Source organism: Bacillus sp. GW823-FHT06B01 (assembly GCF_058952315.1).
Window position 1 is genome coordinate 1 of sequence record NZ_JBXAHR010000003.1, and the last position, 18,870, is coordinate 18,870.

Annotated in this window: 20 protein-coding genes, 15 tRNA genes and 4 riboswitches; of the genes, 33 read left to right on the forward strand and 2 right to left on the reverse strand. The window is 37.7% G+C overall.

The window, feature by feature from the left end; genetic code table 11:
• The 17 genes from AC1Q8N_RS12990 to AC1Q8N_RS13070 all read left to right on the forward strand — a co-directional run bounded on the left by AC1Q8N_RS12990 (position 1) and on the right by AC1Q8N_RS13070 (position 3,355).
• Positions 1 to 75 (forward strand) — tRNA-Gly (locus AC1Q8N_RS12990).
• 16 nt (positions 76 to 91) lie between these two features.
• Positions 92 to 180 (forward strand) — tRNA-Leu (locus tag AC1Q8N_RS12995).
• A 3-nt stretch (positions 181 to 183) separates the two neighbouring features.
• Positions 184 to 257 (forward strand) — tRNA-Arg (locus tag AC1Q8N_RS13000).
• Between the two features lie 10 nt (positions 258 to 267).
• Positions 268 to 341: transfer RNA gene (locus tag AC1Q8N_RS13005), tRNA-Pro, on the forward strand.
• A gap of 15 nt (positions 342 to 356) precedes the next feature.
• Positions 357 to 429: transfer RNA gene (locus tag AC1Q8N_RS13010), tRNA-Ala, on the forward strand.
• Positions 430 to 449: 20 nt separating this feature from the next.
• A tRNA-Ser gene (locus tag AC1Q8N_RS13015) sits at positions 450 to 542 on the forward strand.
• 59 nt (positions 543 to 601) lie between these two features.
• Positions 602 to 694: transfer RNA gene (locus AC1Q8N_RS13020), tRNA-Ser, on the forward strand.
• A 22-nt stretch (positions 695 to 716) separates the two neighbouring features.
• Positions 717 to 793: transfer RNA gene (locus AC1Q8N_RS13025), tRNA-Met, on the forward strand.
• Between the two features lie 3 nt (positions 794 to 796).
• Positions 797 to 872: transfer RNA gene (locus tag AC1Q8N_RS13030), tRNA-Asp, on the forward strand.
• A gap of 8 nt (positions 873 to 880) precedes the next feature.
• Positions 881 to 956 (forward strand) — tRNA-Phe (locus AC1Q8N_RS13035).
• A 9-nt stretch (positions 957 to 965) separates the two neighbouring features.
• Positions 966 to 1,038, forward strand: a tRNA-Thr gene (locus tag AC1Q8N_RS13040).
• Between the two features lie 6 nt (positions 1,039 to 1,044).
• Positions 1,045 to 1,115, forward strand: a tRNA-Trp gene (locus AC1Q8N_RS13045).
• 11 nt (positions 1,116 to 1,126) lie between these two features.
• Positions 1,127 to 1,203: transfer RNA gene (locus AC1Q8N_RS13050), tRNA-Ile, on the forward strand.
• A gap of 8 nt (positions 1,204 to 1,211) precedes the next feature.
• A tRNA-Asn gene (locus AC1Q8N_RS13055) sits at positions 1,212 to 1,286 on the forward strand.
• A 1-nt stretch (position 1,287) separates the two neighbouring features.
• Positions 1,288 to 1,359: transfer RNA gene (locus tag AC1Q8N_RS13060), tRNA-Glu, on the forward strand.
• 129 nt (positions 1,360 to 1,488) lie between these two features.
• Positions 1,489 to 1,908 carry a CBS domain-containing protein gene (locus AC1Q8N_RS13065; protein WP_048545823.1) on the forward strand — a complete coding sequence of 140 codons (420 nt, stop codon included), beginning with the start codon at positions 1,489 to 1,491 and terminating at the stop codon, positions 1,906 to 1,908.
• A 295-nt stretch (positions 1,909 to 2,203) separates the two neighbouring features.
• A complete protein-coding gene (locus tag AC1Q8N_RS13070; RefSeq protein ID WP_098048711.1) occupies positions 2,204 to 3,355 on the forward strand; it encodes a DUF3965 domain-containing protein in 1,152 nt (383 codons plus the stop codon).
• Positions 3,356 to 3,583: 228 nt separating this feature from the next.
• Here the strand turns inward: AC1Q8N_RS13070 and AC1Q8N_RS13075 are convergent, their stop codons facing one another.
• Complete coding sequence (locus AC1Q8N_RS13075; protein ID WP_048545818.1) at positions 3,584 to 3,922, reverse strand: hypothetical protein; 339 nt, start codon at positions 3,920 to 3,922, stop codon at positions 3,584 to 3,586.
• A 5-nt stretch (positions 3,923 to 3,927) separates the two neighbouring features.
• The gene (locus AC1Q8N_RS13080; RefSeq protein ID WP_048545817.1) at positions 3,928 to 5,082 is read right to left on the reverse strand and encodes an SH3 domain-containing protein; all 1,155 of its coding nucleotides are present in this window, start codon (positions 5,080 to 5,082) and stop codon (positions 3,928 to 3,930) included.
• A gap of 269 nt (positions 5,083 to 5,351) precedes the next feature.
• A riboswitch (TPP riboswitch) is annotated at positions 5,352 to 5,463 on the forward strand.
• A 60-nt stretch (positions 5,464 to 5,523) separates the two neighbouring features.
• Positions 5,524 to 5,626, forward strand: a riboswitch (TPP riboswitch).
• 82 nt (positions 5,627 to 5,708) lie between these two features.
• Between AC1Q8N_RS13080 and tenA the strand changes: the two genes are divergently transcribed.
• The 16 genes from tenA (at position 5,709) to kdpB (ending at position 18,867) form a co-directional block, all read left to right on the forward strand.
• Positions 5,709 to 6,404, forward strand: a complete 696-nt coding sequence (gene tenA / locus AC1Q8N_RS13085; RefSeq protein WP_000666832.1) for a thiaminase II — start codon at positions 5,709 to 5,711, stop codon at positions 6,402 to 6,404.
• A complete protein-coding gene (locus AC1Q8N_RS13090) occupies positions 6,373 to 7,122 on the forward strand; it encodes an ABC transporter ATP-binding protein (RefSeq protein ID WP_048545814.1) in 750 nt (249 codons plus the stop codon). The genes tenA and AC1Q8N_RS13090 overlap by 32 nt, the downstream gene beginning before the upstream one ends.
• Positions 7,122 to 7,874, forward strand: coding sequence for an ABC transporter permease (locus AC1Q8N_RS13095; RefSeq protein ID WP_098080117.1), 753 nt, complete (start codon positions 7,122 to 7,124; stop codon positions 7,872 to 7,874). Before AC1Q8N_RS13090 ends, AC1Q8N_RS13095 begins: the two co-directional genes overlap by 1 nt.
• Entirely contained in the window at positions 7,871 to 8,872 is a 1,002-nt protein-coding gene (locus AC1Q8N_RS13100; protein WP_098080081.1) for an ABC transporter substrate-binding protein, read from the forward strand. The genes AC1Q8N_RS13095 and AC1Q8N_RS13100 overlap by 4 nt, the downstream gene beginning before the upstream one ends.
• Before the next feature lie 10 nt (positions 8,873 to 8,882).
• The gene (tenI, locus tag AC1Q8N_RS13105; RefSeq protein ID WP_048545810.1) at positions 8,883 to 9,503 is read left to right on the forward strand and encodes a thiazole tautomerase TenI; all 621 of its coding nucleotides are present in this window, start codon (positions 8,883 to 8,885) and stop codon (positions 9,501 to 9,503) included.
• Positions 9,496 to 10,605 carry a glycine oxidase ThiO gene (thiO, locus tag AC1Q8N_RS13110; protein WP_098080083.1) on the forward strand — a complete coding sequence of 370 codons (1,110 nt, stop codon included), beginning with the start codon at positions 9,496 to 9,498 and terminating at the stop codon, positions 10,603 to 10,605. The genes tenI and thiO overlap by 8 nt, the downstream gene beginning before the upstream one ends.
• 15 nt (positions 10,606 to 10,620) lie before the next feature.
• Complete coding sequence (thiS, locus tag AC1Q8N_RS13115) at positions 10,621 to 10,824, forward strand: sulfur carrier protein ThiS (protein WP_001049512.1); 204 nt, start codon at positions 10,621 to 10,623, stop codon at positions 10,822 to 10,824.
• A gap of 2 nt (positions 10,825 to 10,826) precedes the next feature.
• Positions 10,827 to 11,597: a thiazole synthase gene (gene thiG, locus AC1Q8N_RS13120; protein ID WP_000931990.1), complete on the forward strand. Its 771-nt coding sequence runs from the start codon at positions 10,827 to 10,829 to the stop codon at positions 11,595 to 11,597.
• On the forward strand, positions 11,590 to 12,609 hold the full coding sequence (gene thiF, locus AC1Q8N_RS13125) for a thiazole biosynthesis adenylyltransferase ThiF (RefSeq protein ID WP_098642603.1): 1,020 nt from the start codon (positions 11,590 to 11,592) through the stop codon (positions 12,607 to 12,609). The genes thiG and thiF overlap by 8 nt, the downstream gene beginning before the upstream one ends.
• A 6-nt stretch (positions 12,610 to 12,615) precedes the next feature.
• The gene (gene thiD / locus AC1Q8N_RS13130; RefSeq protein ID WP_098080165.1) at positions 12,616 to 13,437 is read left to right on the forward strand and encodes a bifunctional hydroxymethylpyrimidine kinase/phosphomethylpyrimidine kinase; all 822 of its coding nucleotides are present in this window, start codon (positions 12,616 to 12,618) and stop codon (positions 13,435 to 13,437) included.
• A gap of 85 nt (positions 13,438 to 13,522) precedes the next feature.
• A riboswitch (cyclic di-AMP (ydaO/yuaA leader) is annotated at positions 13,523 to 13,670 on the forward strand.
• 93 nt (positions 13,671 to 13,763) lie between these two features.
• Positions 13,764 to 14,150 carry a hypothetical protein gene (locus tag AC1Q8N_RS13135; protein ID WP_048545796.1) on the forward strand — a complete coding sequence of 129 codons (387 nt, stop codon included), beginning with the start codon at positions 13,764 to 13,766 and terminating at the stop codon, positions 14,148 to 14,150.
• A gap of 14 nt (positions 14,151 to 14,164) precedes the next feature.
• Positions 14,165 to 14,395: a hypothetical protein gene (locus AC1Q8N_RS13140; RefSeq protein ID WP_098080085.1), complete on the forward strand. Its 231-nt coding sequence runs from the start codon at positions 14,165 to 14,167 to the stop codon at positions 14,393 to 14,395.
• Between the two features lie 259 nt (positions 14,396 to 14,654).
• A riboswitch (cyclic di-AMP (ydaO/yuaA leader) is annotated at positions 14,655 to 14,800 on the forward strand.
• 94 nt (positions 14,801 to 14,894) lie between these two features.
• Complete coding sequence (locus tag AC1Q8N_RS13145) at positions 14,895 to 14,999, forward strand: SipW-dependent-type signal peptide-containing protein (protein WP_000887892.1); 105 nt, start codon at positions 14,895 to 14,897, stop codon at positions 14,997 to 14,999.
• On the forward strand, positions 14,996 to 15,076 hold the full coding sequence (gene kdpF / locus AC1Q8N_RS13150; protein WP_098080087.1) for a K(+)-transporting ATPase subunit F: 81 nt from the start codon (positions 14,996 to 14,998) through the stop codon (positions 15,074 to 15,076). The genes AC1Q8N_RS13145 and kdpF overlap by 4 nt, the downstream gene beginning before the upstream one ends.
• Positions 15,077 to 15,095: 19 nt before the next feature.
• Positions 15,096 to 16,763, forward strand: coding sequence for a potassium-transporting ATPase subunit KdpA (gene kdpA, locus AC1Q8N_RS13155; RefSeq protein WP_493521201.1), 1,668 nt, complete (start codon positions 15,096 to 15,098; stop codon positions 16,761 to 16,763).
• Between the two features lie 13 nt (positions 16,764 to 16,776).
• Entirely contained in the window at positions 16,777 to 18,867 is a 2,091-nt protein-coding gene (gene kdpB / locus AC1Q8N_RS13160) for a potassium-transporting ATPase subunit KdpB (protein ID WP_141520066.1), read from the forward strand.
• Positions 18,868 to 18,870: the final 3 nt, after the last annotated feature.

Genomic DNA, 18,870 nt, shown 5'->3' on the forward strand with positions numbered 1-18,870 from the left:
GCGGAAGTAGTTCAGTGGTAGAATACAACCTTGCCAAGGTTGGGGTCGCGGGTTCGAATCCCGTCTTCCGCTCCAATTTTCAATATGACATGCCGGGGTGGCGGAACAGGCAGACGCACAGGACTTAAAATCCTGCGGTGGGTGACCACCGTGCGGGTTCGACCCCCGCCCTCGGCACCATATGCGCCCGTAGCTCAATTGGATAGAGCGTTTGACTACGGATCAAGAGGTTAGGGGTTCGACTCCTCTCGGGCGCGCTTTTATTAACGGGAAGTGGCTCAGCTTGGTAGAGCACCTGGTTTGGGACCAGGGGGTCGCAGGTTCAAATCCTGTCTTCCCGATATTCCCAAAAACATGGGGCCTTAGCTCAGCTGGGAGAGCGCCTGCCTTGCACGCAGGAGGTCAGCGGTTCGATCCCGCTAGGCTCCACTTTATTTATTATATGTCTCGGAGGTATACCCAAGTTCGGCTGAAGGGATCGGTCTTGAAAACCGACAGGCGGTGAGAATCGCGCGGGGGTTCGAATCCCTCTACCTCCTCCATTTTCTTTTTAAATGGTTTAGATACATATAATAATAAAATTTTTGTTTTTTTCCTTCATGGAGGTATACCCAAGTTCGGCTGAAGGGATCGGTCTTGAAAACCGACAGGCGGCGAGAGTCGCGCGGGGGTTCGAATCCCTCTACCTCCTCCATTTTTTTAAAACATTATATTGTCGCGGGGTGGAGCAGCACGGTAGCTCGTCGGGCTCATAACCCGAAGGTCGCAGGTTCAAATCCTGTCCCCGCAACCAAATGGTCCCGTGGTGTAGTGGTTAACATGCCTGCCTGTCACGCAGGAGATCGCCGGTTCGACCCCGGTCGGGACCGCCATTTATGTTGGCTCGGTAGCTCAGTCGGTAGAGCAGAGGACTGAAAATCCTCGTGTCGGCGGTTCGATTCCGTCCCGAGCCACCATTTTTTTATGCCGACTTAGCTCAATTGGTAGAGCAACTGACTTGTAATCAGTAGGTTGGGGGTTCAAGTCCTCTAGTCGGCATCCTTTAGGGGCATAGTTTAAAGGTAGAACTGAGGTCTCCAAAACCTCCAGTGTGGGTTCGATTCCTACTGCCCCTGTAAAAGTGTATGGGCCTATAGCTCAGCTGGTTAGAGCGCACGCCTGATAAGCGTGAGGTCGATGGTTCGAGTCCATTTAGGCCCACCATATATTATTCCGCAGTAGCTCAGTGGTAGAGCTATCGGCTGTTAACCGATCGGTCGTAGGTTCGAGTCCTACCTGCGGAGCCATGGCCCGTTGGTCAAGTGGTTAAGACACCGCCCTTTCACGGCGGTAACACGGGTTCGAATCCCGTACGGGTCATAAAAAAAGAGTCAGCAATATGCTGACTCTTTTTTATTTTGTGGAATCCTCCTTTATCAACTGATTTTCCTGAAATAAATAAAGGGATTTAGGAAAAGCTATGGTATGTATAAAAAGGAGGAGACAAAAATGACACGAGTGAGAGATTTTATGAGTACTCATGTTGTACATTGTACACCGCTAGACAATGTATATGAGGCTGCTGTAAAGATGAAAGAAGAATCGATTGGATTGATTCCAGTTGTTGAAAATGAGCAAGTTGTTGGGCTTGTTACAGACCGAGATTTAGTTGTTCGTGGGATTGCTGAGAAACATCCTGGATCTAATAAAATTACAAATGTAATGACAACAAACATTGTTTCAGTTTCTCCAGATGATTCTATTGAAAAAGCTACAGAGTTAATGGCACAGTATCAAATTAGACGATTACCAGTAGTTGAGGATGGTCAACTCGTTGGGATGCTAGCACTAGGTGATTTAGCTATAAGAGAATCCGCAGATGATCAAGCTGGATTTGCTTTAAGTGAAATTTCGGAGCATTTGGAATGAAGAGAGTCTTTCATTAGTCGGATAAGTTACGTATAAAAATCAGATGCATTATTCTAGTATATGGATTAAACTAATATGTTAGCATGATGTATCTGAGACATTATATAATATAAGTATACAGTTAGTAATTTCGACAGTTTATTTAAATTTGTCATTCCTAATTTTAAATAAGAGAAAAAATGATATACTGATAGATATAAGTATTATGAAAGATTTCGAATATAACAATATTCATTGTTAATGATGTAATAATGGATTAATATTTCCTATGTAGACAAAAGGGAAGGGGAATTATATGAGGGCTGTACAGCGCGATCCAAATTGGAATTTGGTTACAGATACATATATAGAACCAAATAATTTCGCTGAATTATTTTCTTTGCTTGTACCTTGTCATCCGAAAGGTGAAGGGAAAGAACGAACTATATTAGTGTGGAAAGAAAAAGAATTTTATAAAGAAGAAAATTTAGCAGCATTTATCGTATATGGAATGGATAAAGTAAAAAATTTGCCGCAGTTTCATAAAGATGAAATTCCAACTCTAGTACGTATTCTTCGCTTATGCCAAGAGATTGGTTGGTATGAAGAAGCAAATACTTTTATGATAACTCAAGGACTAGCTGAGTTTGTTCACACTTCATTGGAATATGAAACGTGGGATCTTTTGACGCAAGCAGTTGCTTTAAACTATTTAATTATTAAATATCGTATTGGTGAATTGACTGATGGGGATGTAGAAATTTGGGATAGGGTTAAATTTAATGAGAAATGTATAAAGGATTGTAAACATCTATTATCTCATAAAGAAGTATTGGAATTTACATTCTTTTATATGTGTAAGAGAGCTAAATTACTATCAAAAGAGCAATTAAATAGTGATATGATGAGTCTAGCGATGTATTGTAATACGTTTGTGTATGACTTATACACACATGACCTATTACGAAAATATCGTAAGTGTACAGACTTCCTATCATATTATGGACCTAGTCAAGCGGTGTTAGCTTGTCAAAGAGCTGTACTTTCTCAAATTTCAGATCGATTAGACCCATTGAAAACTACTCATGTAGATGATTATTTATATGTAATGAAAGAAATGATGGAGCATATGACGATAGGAATAATGGATCGATATGATCATTTTATCGGGAAGTTATTATCATATGTACCATTTTTCGAAATGATTCAAGTTCCACAACATGCATATTATTGTGAAGAATTGCTGTATATTTGTAAGGGCATTGAATATAAAGAAGAAATATTACGCAATTATATATTTATACAATTACATGATTGTTTACCATCATTCTTTAAACTATTTCTTAAAAATAAACGTTATGCAACAATTCATGATATTCTGTTCTATTGGTGTGATGATGAACAAAGAATGAGCTTAGAGAAAAAATATAATCTTAGCTTTATTTATGAAAAATATGCTTGCGGATAAAGAGCATTTTCTATATAAATTAAAAAGGATCTCAAGTTTATATGAGATCCTTTTTTTATTAGTAAAGCAAGGAAAATGCAATTAAGACGAGAAATAACATTCCATAAAGGAGAAATTGTGCCGTTTTACTTCCTTGTATACCAAAAAAAGTATTTATTTTTGTGTATAAATTCAATATATATTTTATCGGATTATCTTTGAAAGATCGGTACACAGTGTCTCCTCTTTCTAAGCTTCTTGTTCGTGTTTTTTTGTATTAGGGACATGAATGTATCTAGCTATGAATAATAAAACAGCCATAAAGAATACAGGAAATACGGTAGATAAATAAAAACCATTACTAATAATATTTGTTATTAGGGCACTTAATAGAAAGATGGCGTTATATATATGAGCAATTTTTTGTTTTAGTTGTACTTGAAAGGATTCCATCATAATTTCTAAAGCAACAAAAGTAATGATAATAGATAAAAATACAGTGTTTGTATTGTAAATGATTAAACAACAGATTAAACCTAAAAAGGCGAAGTATTCAATTAAGAGAGGTATATTGATATTGCGTTGCATACAATTTACCTAACTAAATATGGCAGTGGGTTTACTGCATTTGTTTTTTCAAAATTCCATTCTCCATTGTGTAATTCAAAATGAAGATGTTGCCCGTATGAATGACCTGTGTTTCCCATATGACCTACTAATTGTCCAGCTTGTACTTGATCACCAGCTTGTACAGTGCGATCTTTCATGTGTGCATAGACTGTCGTATATAATTTCCCGTTTATTTGATGGGCGATGAACACAACATTGCCATAGCTAGCTGAATAATATGATTTCACAACTTTACCTGCAGCTGCCGCCTGGATTGAGACATTACCTTGAGCTGCAATATCTATACCATAATGCATTTGTTCCCAGCGTATATCAAAGGTTGAGCTAATTCTTCCTTGAGTAGGGAATTTGAAAACTGCTGGAATGGAAGTAGTTTGAGCCGTTTGAGCTTGTGATTGATTTTGCATCACATAATGTTTTGCTACGTATCCGTATCCTGTGCCAAAACGAATTTTATACCAAGTTCCTACAGTTTCCACTACTTGTATTTGTGTACCATTTTGTAATGAACCAAGTAGTGCACTACTTGTACTAGCGTTGCCACGTACATTAAGTTTAGGTGTTGCAACTGTGTATTTCGTATTATTTTGAACTGTGATGCCTTTTACTAACGGCTGTGAACCATTAGACACGAATGCTTTTTGTACGTAACCTGTTTTGCCATTATGTAAAATTTTATACCACTCGCCTTGTTCTTCTTGAATGGTAACGAATTTCCCATTTGGTAATACATCTAAAATTGAAGATTCTAAATTAGGTTCAGAACGAACGTTTAATGCATTGGCATTAACGATGTATTGATTATTAGATTGAAGTTTGTTTTTTAGTAGAATAGCATCTTTTTGTACGTAACCTACTTTATTATTAACAGATACTTTATACCAGCCATTAGTTGTTTCAAGTATGTTCACTTTCGTATTAAAGCGAATTGTATCAATTGAAGAGCTATTTGCGTTATCTTTTGTATGTAAGGCTACTTGATCGACTTTGACATATCCAGTTTTCACATTAGATAATTGTTCAGCGTTGGCTGTTTGTACATTTGTTTCTCCCATAGAAGGAAGTAAAGAGGCAATTGCGACAGTAGTTGCTGTTAAAGCAGTAGCTTTCATATTCATATAATAGAGACCTCCTCTAGTTGTATAGTTGTAATTTTATTATAGTATAAAGATATAATATAGTGGGTGTATTCACATAAATGTAATATGAACTCAATATAAAAATAAATTTTTTAAGGATAATGATTCCTTTTTATCCAATTAATTAGGATAATAATTTCTAACATAGAATATAAGTATTATATAGTTTTGTTATTTCGTTGACAATTGGGAAAATTAAAACAGTTGATGGTGTCTTATTACGATGTTATACTGACAGTGTTAATTTCATAGTTTGCTAGGAGAGCTGGTGTTGCCAGCTGAGAGTAGGCCGTAAGCCTTTGATCCTTTTCATTACCTGATCTAGATTATGCTAGCGTAGGGAAGCAATTCGGACACTAATAATGAGTCCCCGTTTCTTTGCGTATAGAAACGGGGCTTTTTTGTTTGAAAATTTCATATTGAAACCACTAGGGGTGCTTGTTGTGCTGAGAGAGGAATAATCCTTAACCCTTACAGACCTGATCTAGGTAATACTAGCGAAGGGAAGTGGAACAACGAATAAATTATAATTTTATTTGCTGTAACCACTTCTTATTTAGAAGTGGTTTTTTATTTAGATATATAAATTGAAAGGGGATAGCGAAATGAAATTTTGCGATAGATTATTAGAAACTGTACAACCAGTTTGGGAGATGAGCCATAATCATCCGTTTGTAGTAGGTATGGGAGATGGCACATTAGAAAAAGATAAGTTTCAGTATTATATTATTCAAGATTATTTATATTTGTTAGATTATGCAAAGCTATATGCGATTGGTGTTGTAAAAGCAACGAATCCACAAGTAATGGGGAAATTTGCTGAACAAATTGATGGCATATTAAATGGAGAAATGACGATCCATAAACAATATGCAAAAAGACTTGGTATTTCTATAGAGGAGATAGAATCTGCAAAACCATCTGCTAAAAATTTAGCCTATACAAATTACATGATGTCTGTATCTCAAAATGGCACACTTGCGGAATTAATAGCAGCACTTCTTCCATGTATGTGGAGTTACTGGGAAATTGGAAAGCGTTTAAACGATATTCCTGGAGCAAGAGATCATGAGTTCTTTGGTGAGTGGATTCAAGGATATAGTTCAGAAGAATACGGTAGCCTTTGTATTTGGTTAATAGATTTATTAAATGAAATGGCAGTTGGAAAGTCTGACAAAGAGCTAGATCGATTAGAGGAGATATTCCTATATTCCAGTCGATTTGAATATTTATTCTGGGATATGTCCTATCGTAAGGAGATGTGGGGATTTGAGGAGCAAGAACATACTACAGTTTCATAATGTTTCTTTTCATTATGATGAGAAACCAATCATCAATGAATTAAATGCTTCTATACAAGATAAAGAGTTTGTAAGTATTATTGGACCGAGTGGATGCGGCAAAAGTACTCTATTTCGCCTTATTACAGGTTTAGAAGAAGCAAGTACGGGACAGATAGAGCTGACAGAAATAAAGAGCCATCCTGTAGGGTATATGCCCCAAAAAGATATGCTCCTGCCATGGAGAACGATTATTGAGAATGCTGCCCTACCGCTAGAGTGCCAAGGTGTACAGAAGAAAGAAGCACAAATAAAGGCAAAGGAACTGTTACATAAATTTGGCTTACAAGGGTATGAGACAAAATATCCGAAAGATTTATCTGGTGGTATGAGACAACGCGTATCTTTTATTCGAACTTTATTAACAGGCGGGGAGATATTGTTGTTAGATGAACCGTTTAGCGCGTTGGACGCTTTAACGAAGGCATCTTTGCAAGAATGGCTGTTTGAACAATGGAAAGAGTGGGAAAAAACAATTTTATTTATCACTCATGATGTGGAAGAAGCGTTGTTTCTTTCTAATCGAATTTTAGTAGTAGAGCAGCAACCGATAACTACTTTAACCGAGAGGGTTGTACCACTTGATTGTAATCGAATAAGAAAAGATTTATATAAGCCTGAAGTGTTAGCGCTTAAAGATGAGCTTCTTAGTATGTTACAAAGGCAGGTACTCGTATGATGAACCGGTTGAAGGAGCTATTACCTGCCCTTACACTTTCTAGTATTTTACTTGTCATGTGGGAAATTGGCGCAAGAATTGTAGACGAAATGTACATTTTACCGTCACCGTCTGCAATTGTGATGAAGATCTGGAAACTAAAAGATATATTATTTACGGTTCATTTGCCGGCAACCTTATCGGTCGTTTTAATAGGTGTGGCTATTTCTATCGTACTTGGGGTAGGGCTAGCGATGTTAATGAATGCGAGTAATTGGATGGAGAGAGCATTTTATCCACTATTAGTTGCCTCACAAACGGTTCCGATTACAGCGCTTGCTCCGCTCTTCGTTTTATGGTTTGGATATACGATCTGGAGTAAGGTTGTTGTTACTGTTTTAATTACGTTTTTCCCAATCGCGGTCAATACGTATGATGGACTACGCAGTACGAAAAAAGAATGGGAGGAGCTATTAGTTACGTATGGGGCAACGAAAAAAGATGTTTTTCTTAAATTAAAATTGCCGTCTGCTCTTCCTTATTTTTTCTCAGCTTTAAAAATTGCAGTTCCGCTTAGTGTAATTGGGGCAGCAATTGGTGAATGGCTCGGTGCACAAGCTGGGCTAGGGTATTTCAGTAAAAGAATGATGACGCAGTTAGACGGCGCAGGTGTATTTGCACCCATTGTATTGTTATCATTATTAGCTATTTTCTTCGTCATACTTATTTCGATTTTAGAAAAGAAATTTATTAGTTGGAGGAAGCATTCATGAAATTTTTAAAACGCATCTTTGTGTTGACATTATTCGTTGCAATGATTGCTGGATGTTCTAGTAATTCTGCATCAGATAAGAATAAAAAAGAAAAAGAAATAACAGTCATGCTTGATTGGTACCCAAATGCGGTACATAGCTTTATTTATGCGGCGATTGAAAAAGGCTACTTTAAAGAAGAAGGAGTAAAGGTGAATATTAAATTCCCTTCCAATCCGACTGATCCATTAACTTTAGCAGCTGCAGGAAAAGTAACGGTTGGCTTATATTATCAGCCAGACGTTGTCATGGCAAAAGCAAATGAACAAATTCCAGTGAAATCAATTGGAGCTGTCGTACGTTCACCATTAAATCATGTTGTATCGCTGAAATCAGCAGGCATTCAATCGCCAAAAGATTTAGAGGGGAAAACAGTTGGCTATTCTGGAACACCTTTAAGTGAGATGTATTTAAAAACTATGGTAAAAGAAGCTGGTGGTAATCCAGATACAGTGAAAGTAGTCGATGTTGGCTTTGATTTAGTACCGGCACTAATTACGAAAAAAGTGGATGCGGTAACAGGGGCATATATTAACCATGAAGTACCTGTTATGCGTCATGAAGGTCATGAACCAGCATACTTTAATCCAGCTGATTACGGTGTACCAAACTATCATGAGCTTGTATTTGTAACAGGTGATAAAACGTTGAAAAAAGATAAAGAAGCGTTGCAAGCCTTCTTACGTGGTACGAAAAAAGGCTATGATTTCATGAAGAAAAATCCGGATGAAGCATTAAATATTTTATTAAATCATCAAGAAAAAGAAAACTTCCCGCTTGTACCAGAAGTTGAAAAAGAAAGTATGAAAATTTTATTAGAGAAGATGGAAACGAAAGATGAACCATTCTTATCGGATTCAAAAGAGTCATGGGAGAAACAAAATAAATGGCTGAAAGATAAAGGAATGACGAAAGAAATCGTTCCGGCCGATGAGTTATTCGAAAATATTTTAAAGTAGGCGAATGAATATGAAAAATGAGCTTCATGTAATCTCAAATGGTCACATGTCATTCGAAGAGTTAGTGAATGTAGCGATGCAAATTGAAAGTGAGATTGACTATTTGCATATTCGTGAGCGTGAGAAAAGTACGAAGGATTTGTATGAAGGTGTGGAAAGTCTTTTGAAGAAAGGCTTTCCGGCATCAAAAATAGTGATAAATGATCGAATTGATATCGCTATTTTATTAAACATTCCGCGCGTGCAGCTAGGATATCGAAGCGCAAATGTAAGGTCAGTGAAAGAAAAGTTTTCTTATTTGCATGTCGGCTATTCTGTACATTCTTTAGAAGAGGCAATCGATGCATTTAAGAATGGAGCGGATTCACTCGTCTATGGTCATGTATTTCCGACAGATTGTAAAAAAGGTGTGCCAGCGAGAGGGCTTGAAGAAGTTTCAGACATTGCAAAGTGTTTATCCATACCGATTACAGCAATTGGAGGAATCACCACGGAAAACACAGGGGATGTTCTTACTAACGGTGTCAGTGGTATTGCTGTTATGTCTGGGATTATAAGTAGTAGTAACCCGTATAGCAAAGCGAAATCTTATAAGGAATCAATAAGAAAGTGGGCGGAAAAACATGTGTAAGAAGTATGATGTAGCGATAATTGGCGGTGGTGTAATCGGTAGTTCAGTTGCACATTTTCTAGCAGAAAGAGGACATAAAGTAGCGATTATAGAGAAGCAAAGAATTGCATCTGAAGCCTCGAAAGCAGCCGCTGGTTTACTTGGGGTTCAGGCGGAATGGGATGCATATGACCCACTATTTGAACTTGCGAGAGAAAGCCGTGCTATATTTCCACAACTTGCAGCAGTTTTACGTGAAAAAACAGGCATCGATATTGGGTATGAAGAGAAGGGCATTTATCGCATTGCCCAAAATGAAAATGAGAAGGAAAGAATTCTTCACATTATGGATTGGCAGCAGAAAACAGGTGAAGATTCTTACTTTCTAACGGGAGACCTTTTACGAGAGAAAGAGCCGTGTCTATCTGAGTCAATTATAGGTGCTGTATATTATCCAAAAGATGGTCATGTTATTGCACCAGAGCTTACGAAAGCATTCGCACATTCCGCATCAATTTCGGGTGCTGATATATATGAACAGACAGAAGTGTTCGATATTCGTATTGAAAATAATAAAGTGACAGGGATTGTGACGAGCGAAGGTATTATAGCATGCGAGAAAGTTGTGATTGCGGGTGGTTCATGGAGCACGAAGTTACTAGGTTATTTTCACCGCGAATGGGGTACATATCCAGTTAAAGGAGAAGTAGTAGCGGTAAGAAGTAGAAAACCACTTTTAAAGGCGCCTATTTTCCAAGAAAGATTTTACATTGCCCCAAAGCGTGGTGGACGTTACGTAATTGGAGCAACGATGAAGCCTCATACGTTTAATAAAACAGTGCAACCAGAAAGTATTACTTCTATATTAGAGCGTGCTTATACAATATTGCCAGCTTTAAAAGAAGCAGAGTGGGAAAGCACATGGGCAGGATTAAGGCCACAATCAAATCACGAAGCTCCTTATATGGGAGAGCATGAAGAAATAAAAGGTTTATATGCTTGTACTGGACATTATCGAAATGGCATTTTATTAAGCCCGGTTTCTGGTCAGTATATAGCTGATTTAATAGAAGGAAAGCAGGAGAATCACTTGCTAGATTCATTGCTTTCTAAACCGGTTTAGAAAGGGGATGGAAGTTTGAATTTAAAAATTAATGGTAATCAAATGGAAGTGCCAGAGAGTGTAAAAACAGTAGCTGAGCTACTTACACATTTAGAGTTAGATAACAGAATTGTAGTAGTAGAGCGTAATAAAGATATTTTACAAAAAGATGATCATACAGATACATCTGTTTTTGATGGAGACCAAATTGAGATTGTAACTTTCGTAGGAGGCGGTTGATTATGTTAAACATTGGACCATTTTCATTTCATTCTAGACTTTTATTAGGAACAGGGAAATTCCCTGATTTTGATGTACAGCAAAAGGCAATTGATGTATCTGAGGCTGAGGTTTTAACGTTCGCAGTACGTCGTATGGATATATTTGATGCAAAGCAGCCTAATTTATTAGAGAAACTTGATGTAAAAAAATATAAGTTATTACCGAATACAGCTGGAGCAAAAAATGCTGAAGAAGCTGTTCGTATTGCAAAATTAGCAAAAGCTTCGGGGCTTTGCGATATGATCAAAGTAGAAGTTATTGGTGATGATAGAACGTTATTACCTGATCCAGTAGAAACGTTAAAGGCATCTGAAATGTTACTAGAAGAAGGATTTATCGTTCTTCCGTATACATCTGATGATGTTGTATTAGCACGTAAATTACAAGAACTAGGTGTGCATGCAATTATGCCAGGAGCATCACCAATCGGTTCAGGACTTGGTATTGTAAATCCGTTAAATTTAAGCTTCATTATTGAACAAGCGACAGTACCAGTTATCGTTGACGCTGGTATCGGTAGTCCAGCTGATGCGGCATTTGCGATGGAATTAGGAGCGGATGGTGTGTTATTAAATACTGCTGTATCGGGAGCAAAAGATCCAATAAAAATGGCACAAGCAATGAAGTTAAGTATTGAAGCAGGACGATTAGGATTTGAAGCGGGGCGTATTGCACGTAAACGTTGTGCAACAGCAAGTAGTCCTTTAGAAGGAATGAGCGTAGTTGAATAATCGATATTCTCGCCAAGAATTATTTTCTCCAATTGGAGAAGAGGGGCAACGAAAGATAAGAGAAAAGCATGTACTCATTATCGGGGCAGGTGCATTAGGTAGTGCAAATGCAGAGATGTTTGTAAGAGCAGGTGTTGGCACAGTAACGATTGTTGACCGAGATTATGTCGATTGGAGTAATTTACAAAGGCAACAATTGTATGCAGAGAGCGATGTAGAGAATAATCTACCGAAGGCTGTAGCGGCAAAGAAGCGTCTAGCAGAAATTAATAGTGAAGTAAGAGTAGAAGCTCTCGTTCAAGATGTAACAGCTGAGGAATTAGAAGAACTCGTGACAAAGGTTGATGTAATTATTGATGCAACTGATAATTTCGAAACGCGTTTTATTGTGAATGATATAGCACAAAAGTATTCCATTCCATGGATTTACGGAGCATGTGTAGGGAGTTACGGCCTTTCTTACACAATTCTTCCTAGTAAAACGCCATGTTTATCTTGTTTATTACAATCGATTCCGCTTGGCGGGGCGACATGTGATACAGCGGGCATTATATCTCCTGCTGTATCTCTCGTCGTTTCTCATCAAGTTACGGAAGCTCTTAAATTGTTAGTGGAAGATTACGAATCACTTCGAGATGGACTTGTGTCGTTTGATGTATGGAAGAATGAATACTCATGTATGAATGTGCAAAAGCTTCGTAAGCATAATTGTCCTTCGTGCGGAGAGAATGCAATATACCCGTATTTAAATAAAGAAAATACATCGAAAACAGCGGTTTTATGCGGGAGAAATACAGTTCAAATTAGACCACCTCATAAAGAAGAAATGGATTTTGAACGATATAAAGAGTTGCTGAAAGATCGTGTGAATGATTTGAATGTAAATCCATATTTATTATCATTTTCTGTGGAGGAAAAGAGATTAGTTGCTTTTAAAGATGGCCGGGTACTTGTACATGGAACGAAAGATATAAGCGAAGCAAAAACAATTTATCATCGCTATTTTGGATAGAAAAGGATGAGTGGGATGAAAGTGAATAAAGCTTTAACGATTGCAGGATCTGATAGTGGAGGCGGTGCCGGCATTCAAGCAGATTTAAAAACCTTCCAAGAGCTTGGTGTGTATGGGATGACGGCTATTACGGCAATTACTGCTCAAAATACGCTTGGAGTTCAAGGGGTGTATCCAGTTCCGTTAGAAGGTATTACGGAACAGCTGAATTCAATTGGTACGGATTTAACACCAGATGCTGTGAAACTAGGAATGTTATTTAGCAGTGAAATTATTCAAATTGTAGCAGAACATATTAATAAGTTTGGGTGGAATAATATTGTACTAGATCCTGTTATGATTGCCAAGGGTGGTGCATCATTATTACAACAAGAAGCAGTACAAGCATTAAAAGAACATTTATTACCAGTAGCAACAGTTGTAACGCCGAATGTTCCTGAAGCAGAAGTGTTAACTGGGATGGAAATTCATAATGTTGAAGATAGTAAGGAAGCTGCGAAAGTATTGCATGAATTAGGTGCGAAATACGTACTTATGAAGGGCGGCCATGCAGAGTATCAAGGTAATGAAGTAATTGATTTACTCTTTGATGGGAAAACGTTTATTGAATTTAGAAGTGAACGAATTCCTTCAAAGCAAACGCATGGAAGCGGGTGTACATTTGCTTCAGCGGTTACAGCAGGACTTGCGAAAGGATACTCGATTGAACAGGCAGTTCAAGAAGCTAAACGATTTATTAGTATAGCAATTGAAGAGCCTTTGAATATTGGAAGTGGTCATGGGCCGACGAATCATTTTGCATATAAAGTGAATAAAACGCGTGTATAAGTAAGTGGAAAGTCAGTTTTGTAACTGGCTTTTTTTCTATTTACTTTTTCCAATTACAGGAGTAATATATCAGCCAGAATATATTTTTTGTAATACGCTGAGTCCAATTATATGGAGCGGAGGAACCAATTTGTGCAGTGTCACTAGGGGTGAATCTTTCAATTTTGAAAGTAGGGCTACTCTCAAAGTCCGAATCCGACAGCTAACTTCGTAAGCGTCTTGAGAGAGGACGGTGCCATGATGGATACATCACTTCATCGATCTGATTAGTATAGGGGAATATCAATCTATGTTGGATTTCTTTTATGCTAAGGAGGATGAGGTACATGGAACTAACACTTATTTGTGTTGGGGAAGAAAGCAAGGTAAATAGTTTAAGAGATTTAGTAGCATTTCAACATGAGTTAATTATTTTTACAGCAAATGAAGAGATAGCTGCTGAAGTTAGGAATTGTGGGTTTGATTGGACTTATAGCTGTAGTAAGGCGCAAGATTTTACTAGTATTTGTGAGTGTATTAAGAAGGTGATTTTACTAGGGGATGAGCTTCCAATCATTAGTTTCTTCACAGAACACATTCACTTTTCTTTTCAAGCACCTATTACTGTTGTTACAAGGAATAAACGATATCCAGCGAGGCTCTATGAAACAATTGGAGCTACATTTGTCGTGTTTACGAATTGTGATAATATTTCTTTTTTATTTTTTGAATAGGGCGGGGGAAAAAGATGAAGGTGTTGTTACTAGGAGATATAGCGAATCGTTGGGCCGTATCAGTAGAGCGAGTTCAAGAATTGGTGGTGCTTGATCCCATTTTTCCAAGGCCCTATATCATATTGCCATCGAAAGATGCTTTATATTTAAAAACAGATGTTATCGAATATGAGCAGCTACATGCAGAATTGTTACAAGTTTATATTCGTGGGAGAAATTTGCGCGCGTTTTTGCGTGGAGAATAAATAGTGAAAAAAAAGAGCGAATGCTAAGTGCAACAAGCTATGCACTTCATGTCATTCGCTCTTTTTATTTCGTATTTAAAAGATCATTTCTGTGAAAAAGAAAGAAAAGACGAGAAAACAGATGAAATAATATTAATAACACTCAATGTAAGCGTTTAAATAGATGAATATTTTCTTATTTTCAGTAATTTGACTCTTTACAAGTTAAATATAGAGGAGTATATTTACTCTCATAAATCATTCATAAAATTTCCAAAAAAACCTAAAATCGCTGAGTTCCAGAAATGGAGCGGGGGAACCAATTTTGTGCATCGTCACTTGGGGTGAATCTTTCAGTTTTGAAAGTAGGGCTACTCTTTAGGCCCGAATCCGACAGCTAACCTCGTAAGCGTTTAGAGAGGAGGTTTACTTTGTGTTGTTCATTTCGAACACTAAGTAGAGCTTAGTGTTCTTTTTTTGATAATTAGATGGTAAATTTTTACAGAAAAGAGGAGTGGCTATGTTAGATGTTGTAATGATCGGGATTTTTGTTGTGTTAGTTGCATCGATGGTAAGTCTTGCAAGTTGGTCAGATAAAGTTGTGAAAGAAGGGAAGCAATCATGACGGTTGCCTTATCGGCTATTGTTGCAGCAATTACGGTGTACTTAGTGTATGCATTAATAAATCCAGAAAAGTTTTAATTAGGGGGAATCATTCATTATGATTTGGGTCGCAGTTGTTATTACCATGCTGTTGTTTATTCTTGTGGCAAAGCCAATGGGGATTTATTTAGAGAAAGCCTTTCAAGGTAGTAAAAAGTTAGATAAAGTATTCGGGCCTTTTGAAAAACTTATTTTTAAAATTACGGGTGTAAAAGAATACAATCAAACGTGGAAACAGTACGCATTGTCATTAGTTTTATTAAATGGATTTATGATTGTTGTCGTATATTTCATTTTCAGACTACAAGGAGTATTGCCATTAAATCCAGCACACATTGAAGGGATGGAGCCTACGCTTGCTTTTAATACAGCAATTAGTTTTATGGCTGATACAAACTTACAGCATTATAGCGGTGAAAATGGTTTATCTTATTTATCACAATTAATCGGAATTACATTTTTAATGTTTGCAGCACCAGCAACGACGTTAGCACTTGTAATGGCGTTTATAAGAGGGCTTGCTGGGAAGGAACTCGGTAACTTTTTCGTTGATTTTACGAGAGCACTAACGAGAGTATTTCTTCCTATCGCATTTATTGCGGCACTAGTCTTTGTCGCACTTGGTGTACCACAAACGTTAGACGGGGCCGTTACAGCACAAACAATCGATGGGGTAAAGCAAAGTATATTACGTGGGCCTGTTGCATCATTCGTGTCCATTAAGGAACTCGGAAATAACGGCGGTGGATTTTTCGGAGCAAACTCTACACATCCTTTCGAAAATCCAGGGCAAATGAGTAATATTTTACAAATGATGCTTATGATGTTATTGCCAACAGCACTTCCATTTACGTACGGACGAATGGTAGGAAATAAAAAACAAGGTCGTATCCTTTTCGTATCACTATTCATGGTGTTTTTACTAGGATTTATAACGATTACTACATCTGAATTACATGGGAATCCAGCGTTAAATGGAATGGGCATCGAACATGTACAAGGGAGTACAGAAGGAAAAGAAGTACGATTTGGAACAGTATTTTCTTCCCTATACGCAACAGTGACGACAGCTGCTGAAACAGGAGCCGTTAATACGATGCATGATACGTTAACACCAATTGGCGGGTTAGTACCACTCGTAAATATGATGTTAAATACAGTGTATGGCGGCGTTGGGGCAGGCTTTGTGAACATTATTATGTATGCGATTATCGCAGTCTTTATATCTGGATTGATGGTTGGACGGACACCAGAGTTTTTAGGTAAGAAAATTGAAGGTAAGGAAATGAAATTAATTGCGGTAACGATACTATTTCATCCACTGCTTATTTTAGGGTTTTCAGCATTAGCTCTTTCAACAAGTTTAGGAACGGATGCCATTTCTCATTCTGGTTTCCACGGTTTAACGCAAGTGGTATATGAATACACATCGTCAGCTGCGAATAACGGATCTGGATTTGAAGGGTTAGCGGATAATACACCGTTTTGGAATATTACAACTGGCTTAGTTATGTTTTTAGGGCGCTATTTCAGTTTAATTACGATGCTAGCTGTTGCAGCTTCATTGAAAGAAAAGACGGTAGTACCAGAAACAGTCGGAACGTTCCGTACGGATAATAGTTTATTTGGCGGCATTTTCATCGGAACAATTGTAATTGTCGGTGCATTAACATTCTTCCCGATGTTAGTACTCGGCCCAATTGCAGAATTTCTTACATTGAAGTAATGGAGGGTAAATGATGAGACCGGTAGTAGTAAAAGAAAAGAGAGTAAATGATTCACAAATACATGCTGTAGAAGATGAAGTTAGACAAGCGAAAACGATGGATCGTGACATCGTGAAACACGCGATGAAGCAATCCTTTGCGAAATTGAATCCGAAAGTCATGATAAAGAATCCGATTATGTTTGTTGTAGAAATTGGATTTATCATTACGTTCATTTTATCGTTTCTTCCAAGTCGTTCTAGTAGTGTACCAGGATGGTTTAATATAACAGTTTCTCTCATTCTATTATTTACAGTTTTATTTGCTAACTTTGCAGAAGCGTTAGCGGAAGGACGGGGGAAAGCGCAAGCCGATTCTTTAAAACAGTCGAAGAAAGATGTGTTTGCAAATGTTGTAAAAGAAAATGGAGAAATTGTTCAAGTTTCAGCGACTGATCTGAGAAAAGATGACGTTGTTATTGTAAAACAAGGAGAAATGATTCCGAGTGATGGGGAAGTAATTAAAGGATTAGCGTCTGTTGATGAATCTGCGATTACAGGGGAATCAGCTCCTGTAATAAAAGAAGCGGGCGGCGATTTTTGTTCCGTAACAGGCGGGACGATGGTCGTCAGTGATGAGATTACAATTGTCATTACGAGTAATCCTGGTGAATCATTTATTGATAAAATGATTTCGTTAGTAGAAGGAGCTGCTCGTCAAAAAACGCCGAATGAGATTGCTTTAAATACAGTATTAACGAGTTTAACGCTTATTTTCTTAATCGTTGTTGTGACGTTGCCGATTTTTACAAACTATTTAGGGTTTCAAATTGAGACAGCTGTACTTGTAGCGTTGTTAGTTTGTTTAATTCCAACGACAATTGGTGGTTTATTATCAGCAATTGGTATTGCCGGGATGGATCGCGTGACAAAGTTCAATGTGTTAGCGATGTCGGGTAAAGCAGTAGAAGCTGCGGGTGATATTAATACAATCATTTTAGATAAAACAGGTACGATTACTTTCGGGAACCGAATGGCTCATACATTGCTTCCTGTAGGAAATGAAACGATTGAGCAAGTAGGAAAATGGGCTGCGATTAGTTCAGTTTTAGATGAAACACCAGAAGGTCGATCAGTTATAGAATATGTAAAAATGAAATCTATATCATATAATCGAGAAATTGCAGAACAAGGTGAGTTTGTTCCGTTTAAAGCAGAAACGAGAATGAGTGGTGTCGATTTACAGGACGGAACGAAAGTGAGAAAAGGTGCTGTAGGTAGCGTGATTGAATGGGTTCAATCACAAGGTGGAATAATTCCAAAAGATGTAAATCAAAAAGCGGATTTCATTTCCAAAGAGGGCGGGACACCACTTGTAGTTGCAGTGGATAATCGTATTTACGGTTTAATTTATTTAAAGGATACAGTAAAGCCAGGTATGCGTGAGCGTTTTGAGCAATTGCGTCAAATGGGGATTAAAACGGTTATGTGTACAGGTGATAACCCGTTAACAGCAGCAACGATTGCAAAAGAAGCAGGGGTAGATGAGTTTGTTGCTGAGTGTAAGCCAGAAGATAAAATTGCGGTTATTAAAGCAGAGCAAGATAAAGGGAAACTTGTAGCGATGACGGGTGATGGTACAAATGATGCGCCGGCATTAGCGCAGGCTGACGTTGGATTAGCGATGAATAGTGGTACGACAGCTGCGAAAGAAGCAGCGAATATGATTGATTTAGATTCGAACCCGACAAAAATTATTGAGGTTGTAGGGATTGGTAAGCAATTGTTAATGACGCGTGGTGCGTTAACGACGTTTAGTATTGCGAATGATATCGCAAAATATTTTGCAATTATTCCAGCAATGTTTACACTTGCGATTCCGCAAATGGAAGCATTAAACATTATGAAACTAACATCACCGCTGTCAGCGATTTTATCAGCATTAATATTTAATGCAGTTATTATTCCGTTACTTATTCCATTAGCGATGAAAGGTATCGCATATAAACCGATGAGTTCGAATGCACTACTTAGCCGAAACTTACTTATTTATGGACTTGGCGGGGTTATTGTACCGTTCATTGGAATTAAAGTAATTGATATAATTGTCGGCTTGTTCATATAAGGA

What these genes read in the sequence shown, in the direction of transcription:
- AC1Q8N_RS13065 (WP_048545823.1), top strand. Translation starts at nt 1,489, where the DNA reads ATGACACGAGTGAGAGATTTTATGAGTACTCATGTTGTACATTGTACA.
- AC1Q8N_RS13070 (WP_098048711.1), top strand. Translation starts at nt 2,204, where the DNA reads ATGAGGGCTGTACAGCGCGATCCAAATTGGAATTTGGTTACAGATACA.
- AC1Q8N_RS13075 (WP_048545818.1), bottom strand. Translation starts at nt 3,922, where the DNA reads ATGCAACGCAATATCAATATACCTCTCTTAATTGAATACTTCGCCTTT.
- AC1Q8N_RS13080 (WP_048545817.1), bottom strand. Translation starts at nt 5,082, where the DNA reads ATGAATATGAAAGCTACTGCTTTAACAGCAACTACTGTCGCAATTGCC.
- tenA (WP_000666832.1), top strand. Translation starts at nt 5,709, where the DNA reads ATGAAATTTTGCGATAGATTATTAGAAACTGTACAACCAGTTTGGGAG.
- AC1Q8N_RS13095 (WP_098080117.1), top strand. Translation starts at nt 7,122, where the DNA reads ATGAACCGGTTGAAGGAGCTATTACCTGCCCTTACACTTTCTAGTATT.
- AC1Q8N_RS13100 (WP_098080081.1), top strand. Translation starts at nt 7,871, where the DNA reads ATGAAATTTTTAAAACGCATCTTTGTGTTGACATTATTCGTTGCAATG.
- tenI (WP_048545810.1), top strand. Translation starts at nt 8,883, where the DNA reads ATGAAAAATGAGCTTCATGTAATCTCAAATGGTCACATGTCATTCGAA.
- thiO (WP_098080083.1), top strand. Translation starts at nt 9,496, where the DNA reads ATGTGTAAGAAGTATGATGTAGCGATAATTGGCGGTGGTGTAATCGGT.
- thiG (WP_000931990.1), top strand. Translation starts at nt 10,827, where the DNA reads ATGTTAAACATTGGACCATTTTCATTTCATTCTAGACTTTTATTAGGA.
- thiD (WP_098080165.1), top strand. Translation starts at nt 12,616, where the DNA reads ATGAGTGGGATGAAAGTGAATAAAGCTTTAACGATTGCAGGATCTGAT.
- AC1Q8N_RS13135 (WP_048545796.1), top strand. Translation starts at nt 13,764, where the DNA reads ATGGAACTAACACTTATTTGTGTTGGGGAAGAAAGCAAGGTAAATAGT.
- AC1Q8N_RS13140 (WP_098080085.1), top strand. Translation starts at nt 14,165, where the DNA reads ATGAAGGTGTTGTTACTAGGAGATATAGCGAATCGTTGGGCCGTATCA.
- AC1Q8N_RS13145 (WP_000887892.1), top strand. Translation starts at nt 14,895, where the DNA reads ATGTTAGATGTTGTAATGATCGGGATTTTTGTTGTGTTAGTTGCATCG.
- kdpF (WP_098080087.1), top strand. Translation starts at nt 14,996, where the DNA reads ATGACGGTTGCCTTATCGGCTATTGTTGCAGCAATTACGGTGTACTTA.
- kdpA (WP_493521201.1), top strand. Translation starts at nt 15,096, where the DNA reads ATGATTTGGGTCGCAGTTGTTATTACCATGCTGTTGTTTATTCTTGTG.
- kdpB (WP_141520066.1), top strand. Translation starts at nt 16,777, where the DNA reads ATGAGACCGGTAGTAGTAAAAGAAAAGAGAGTAAATGATTCACAAATA.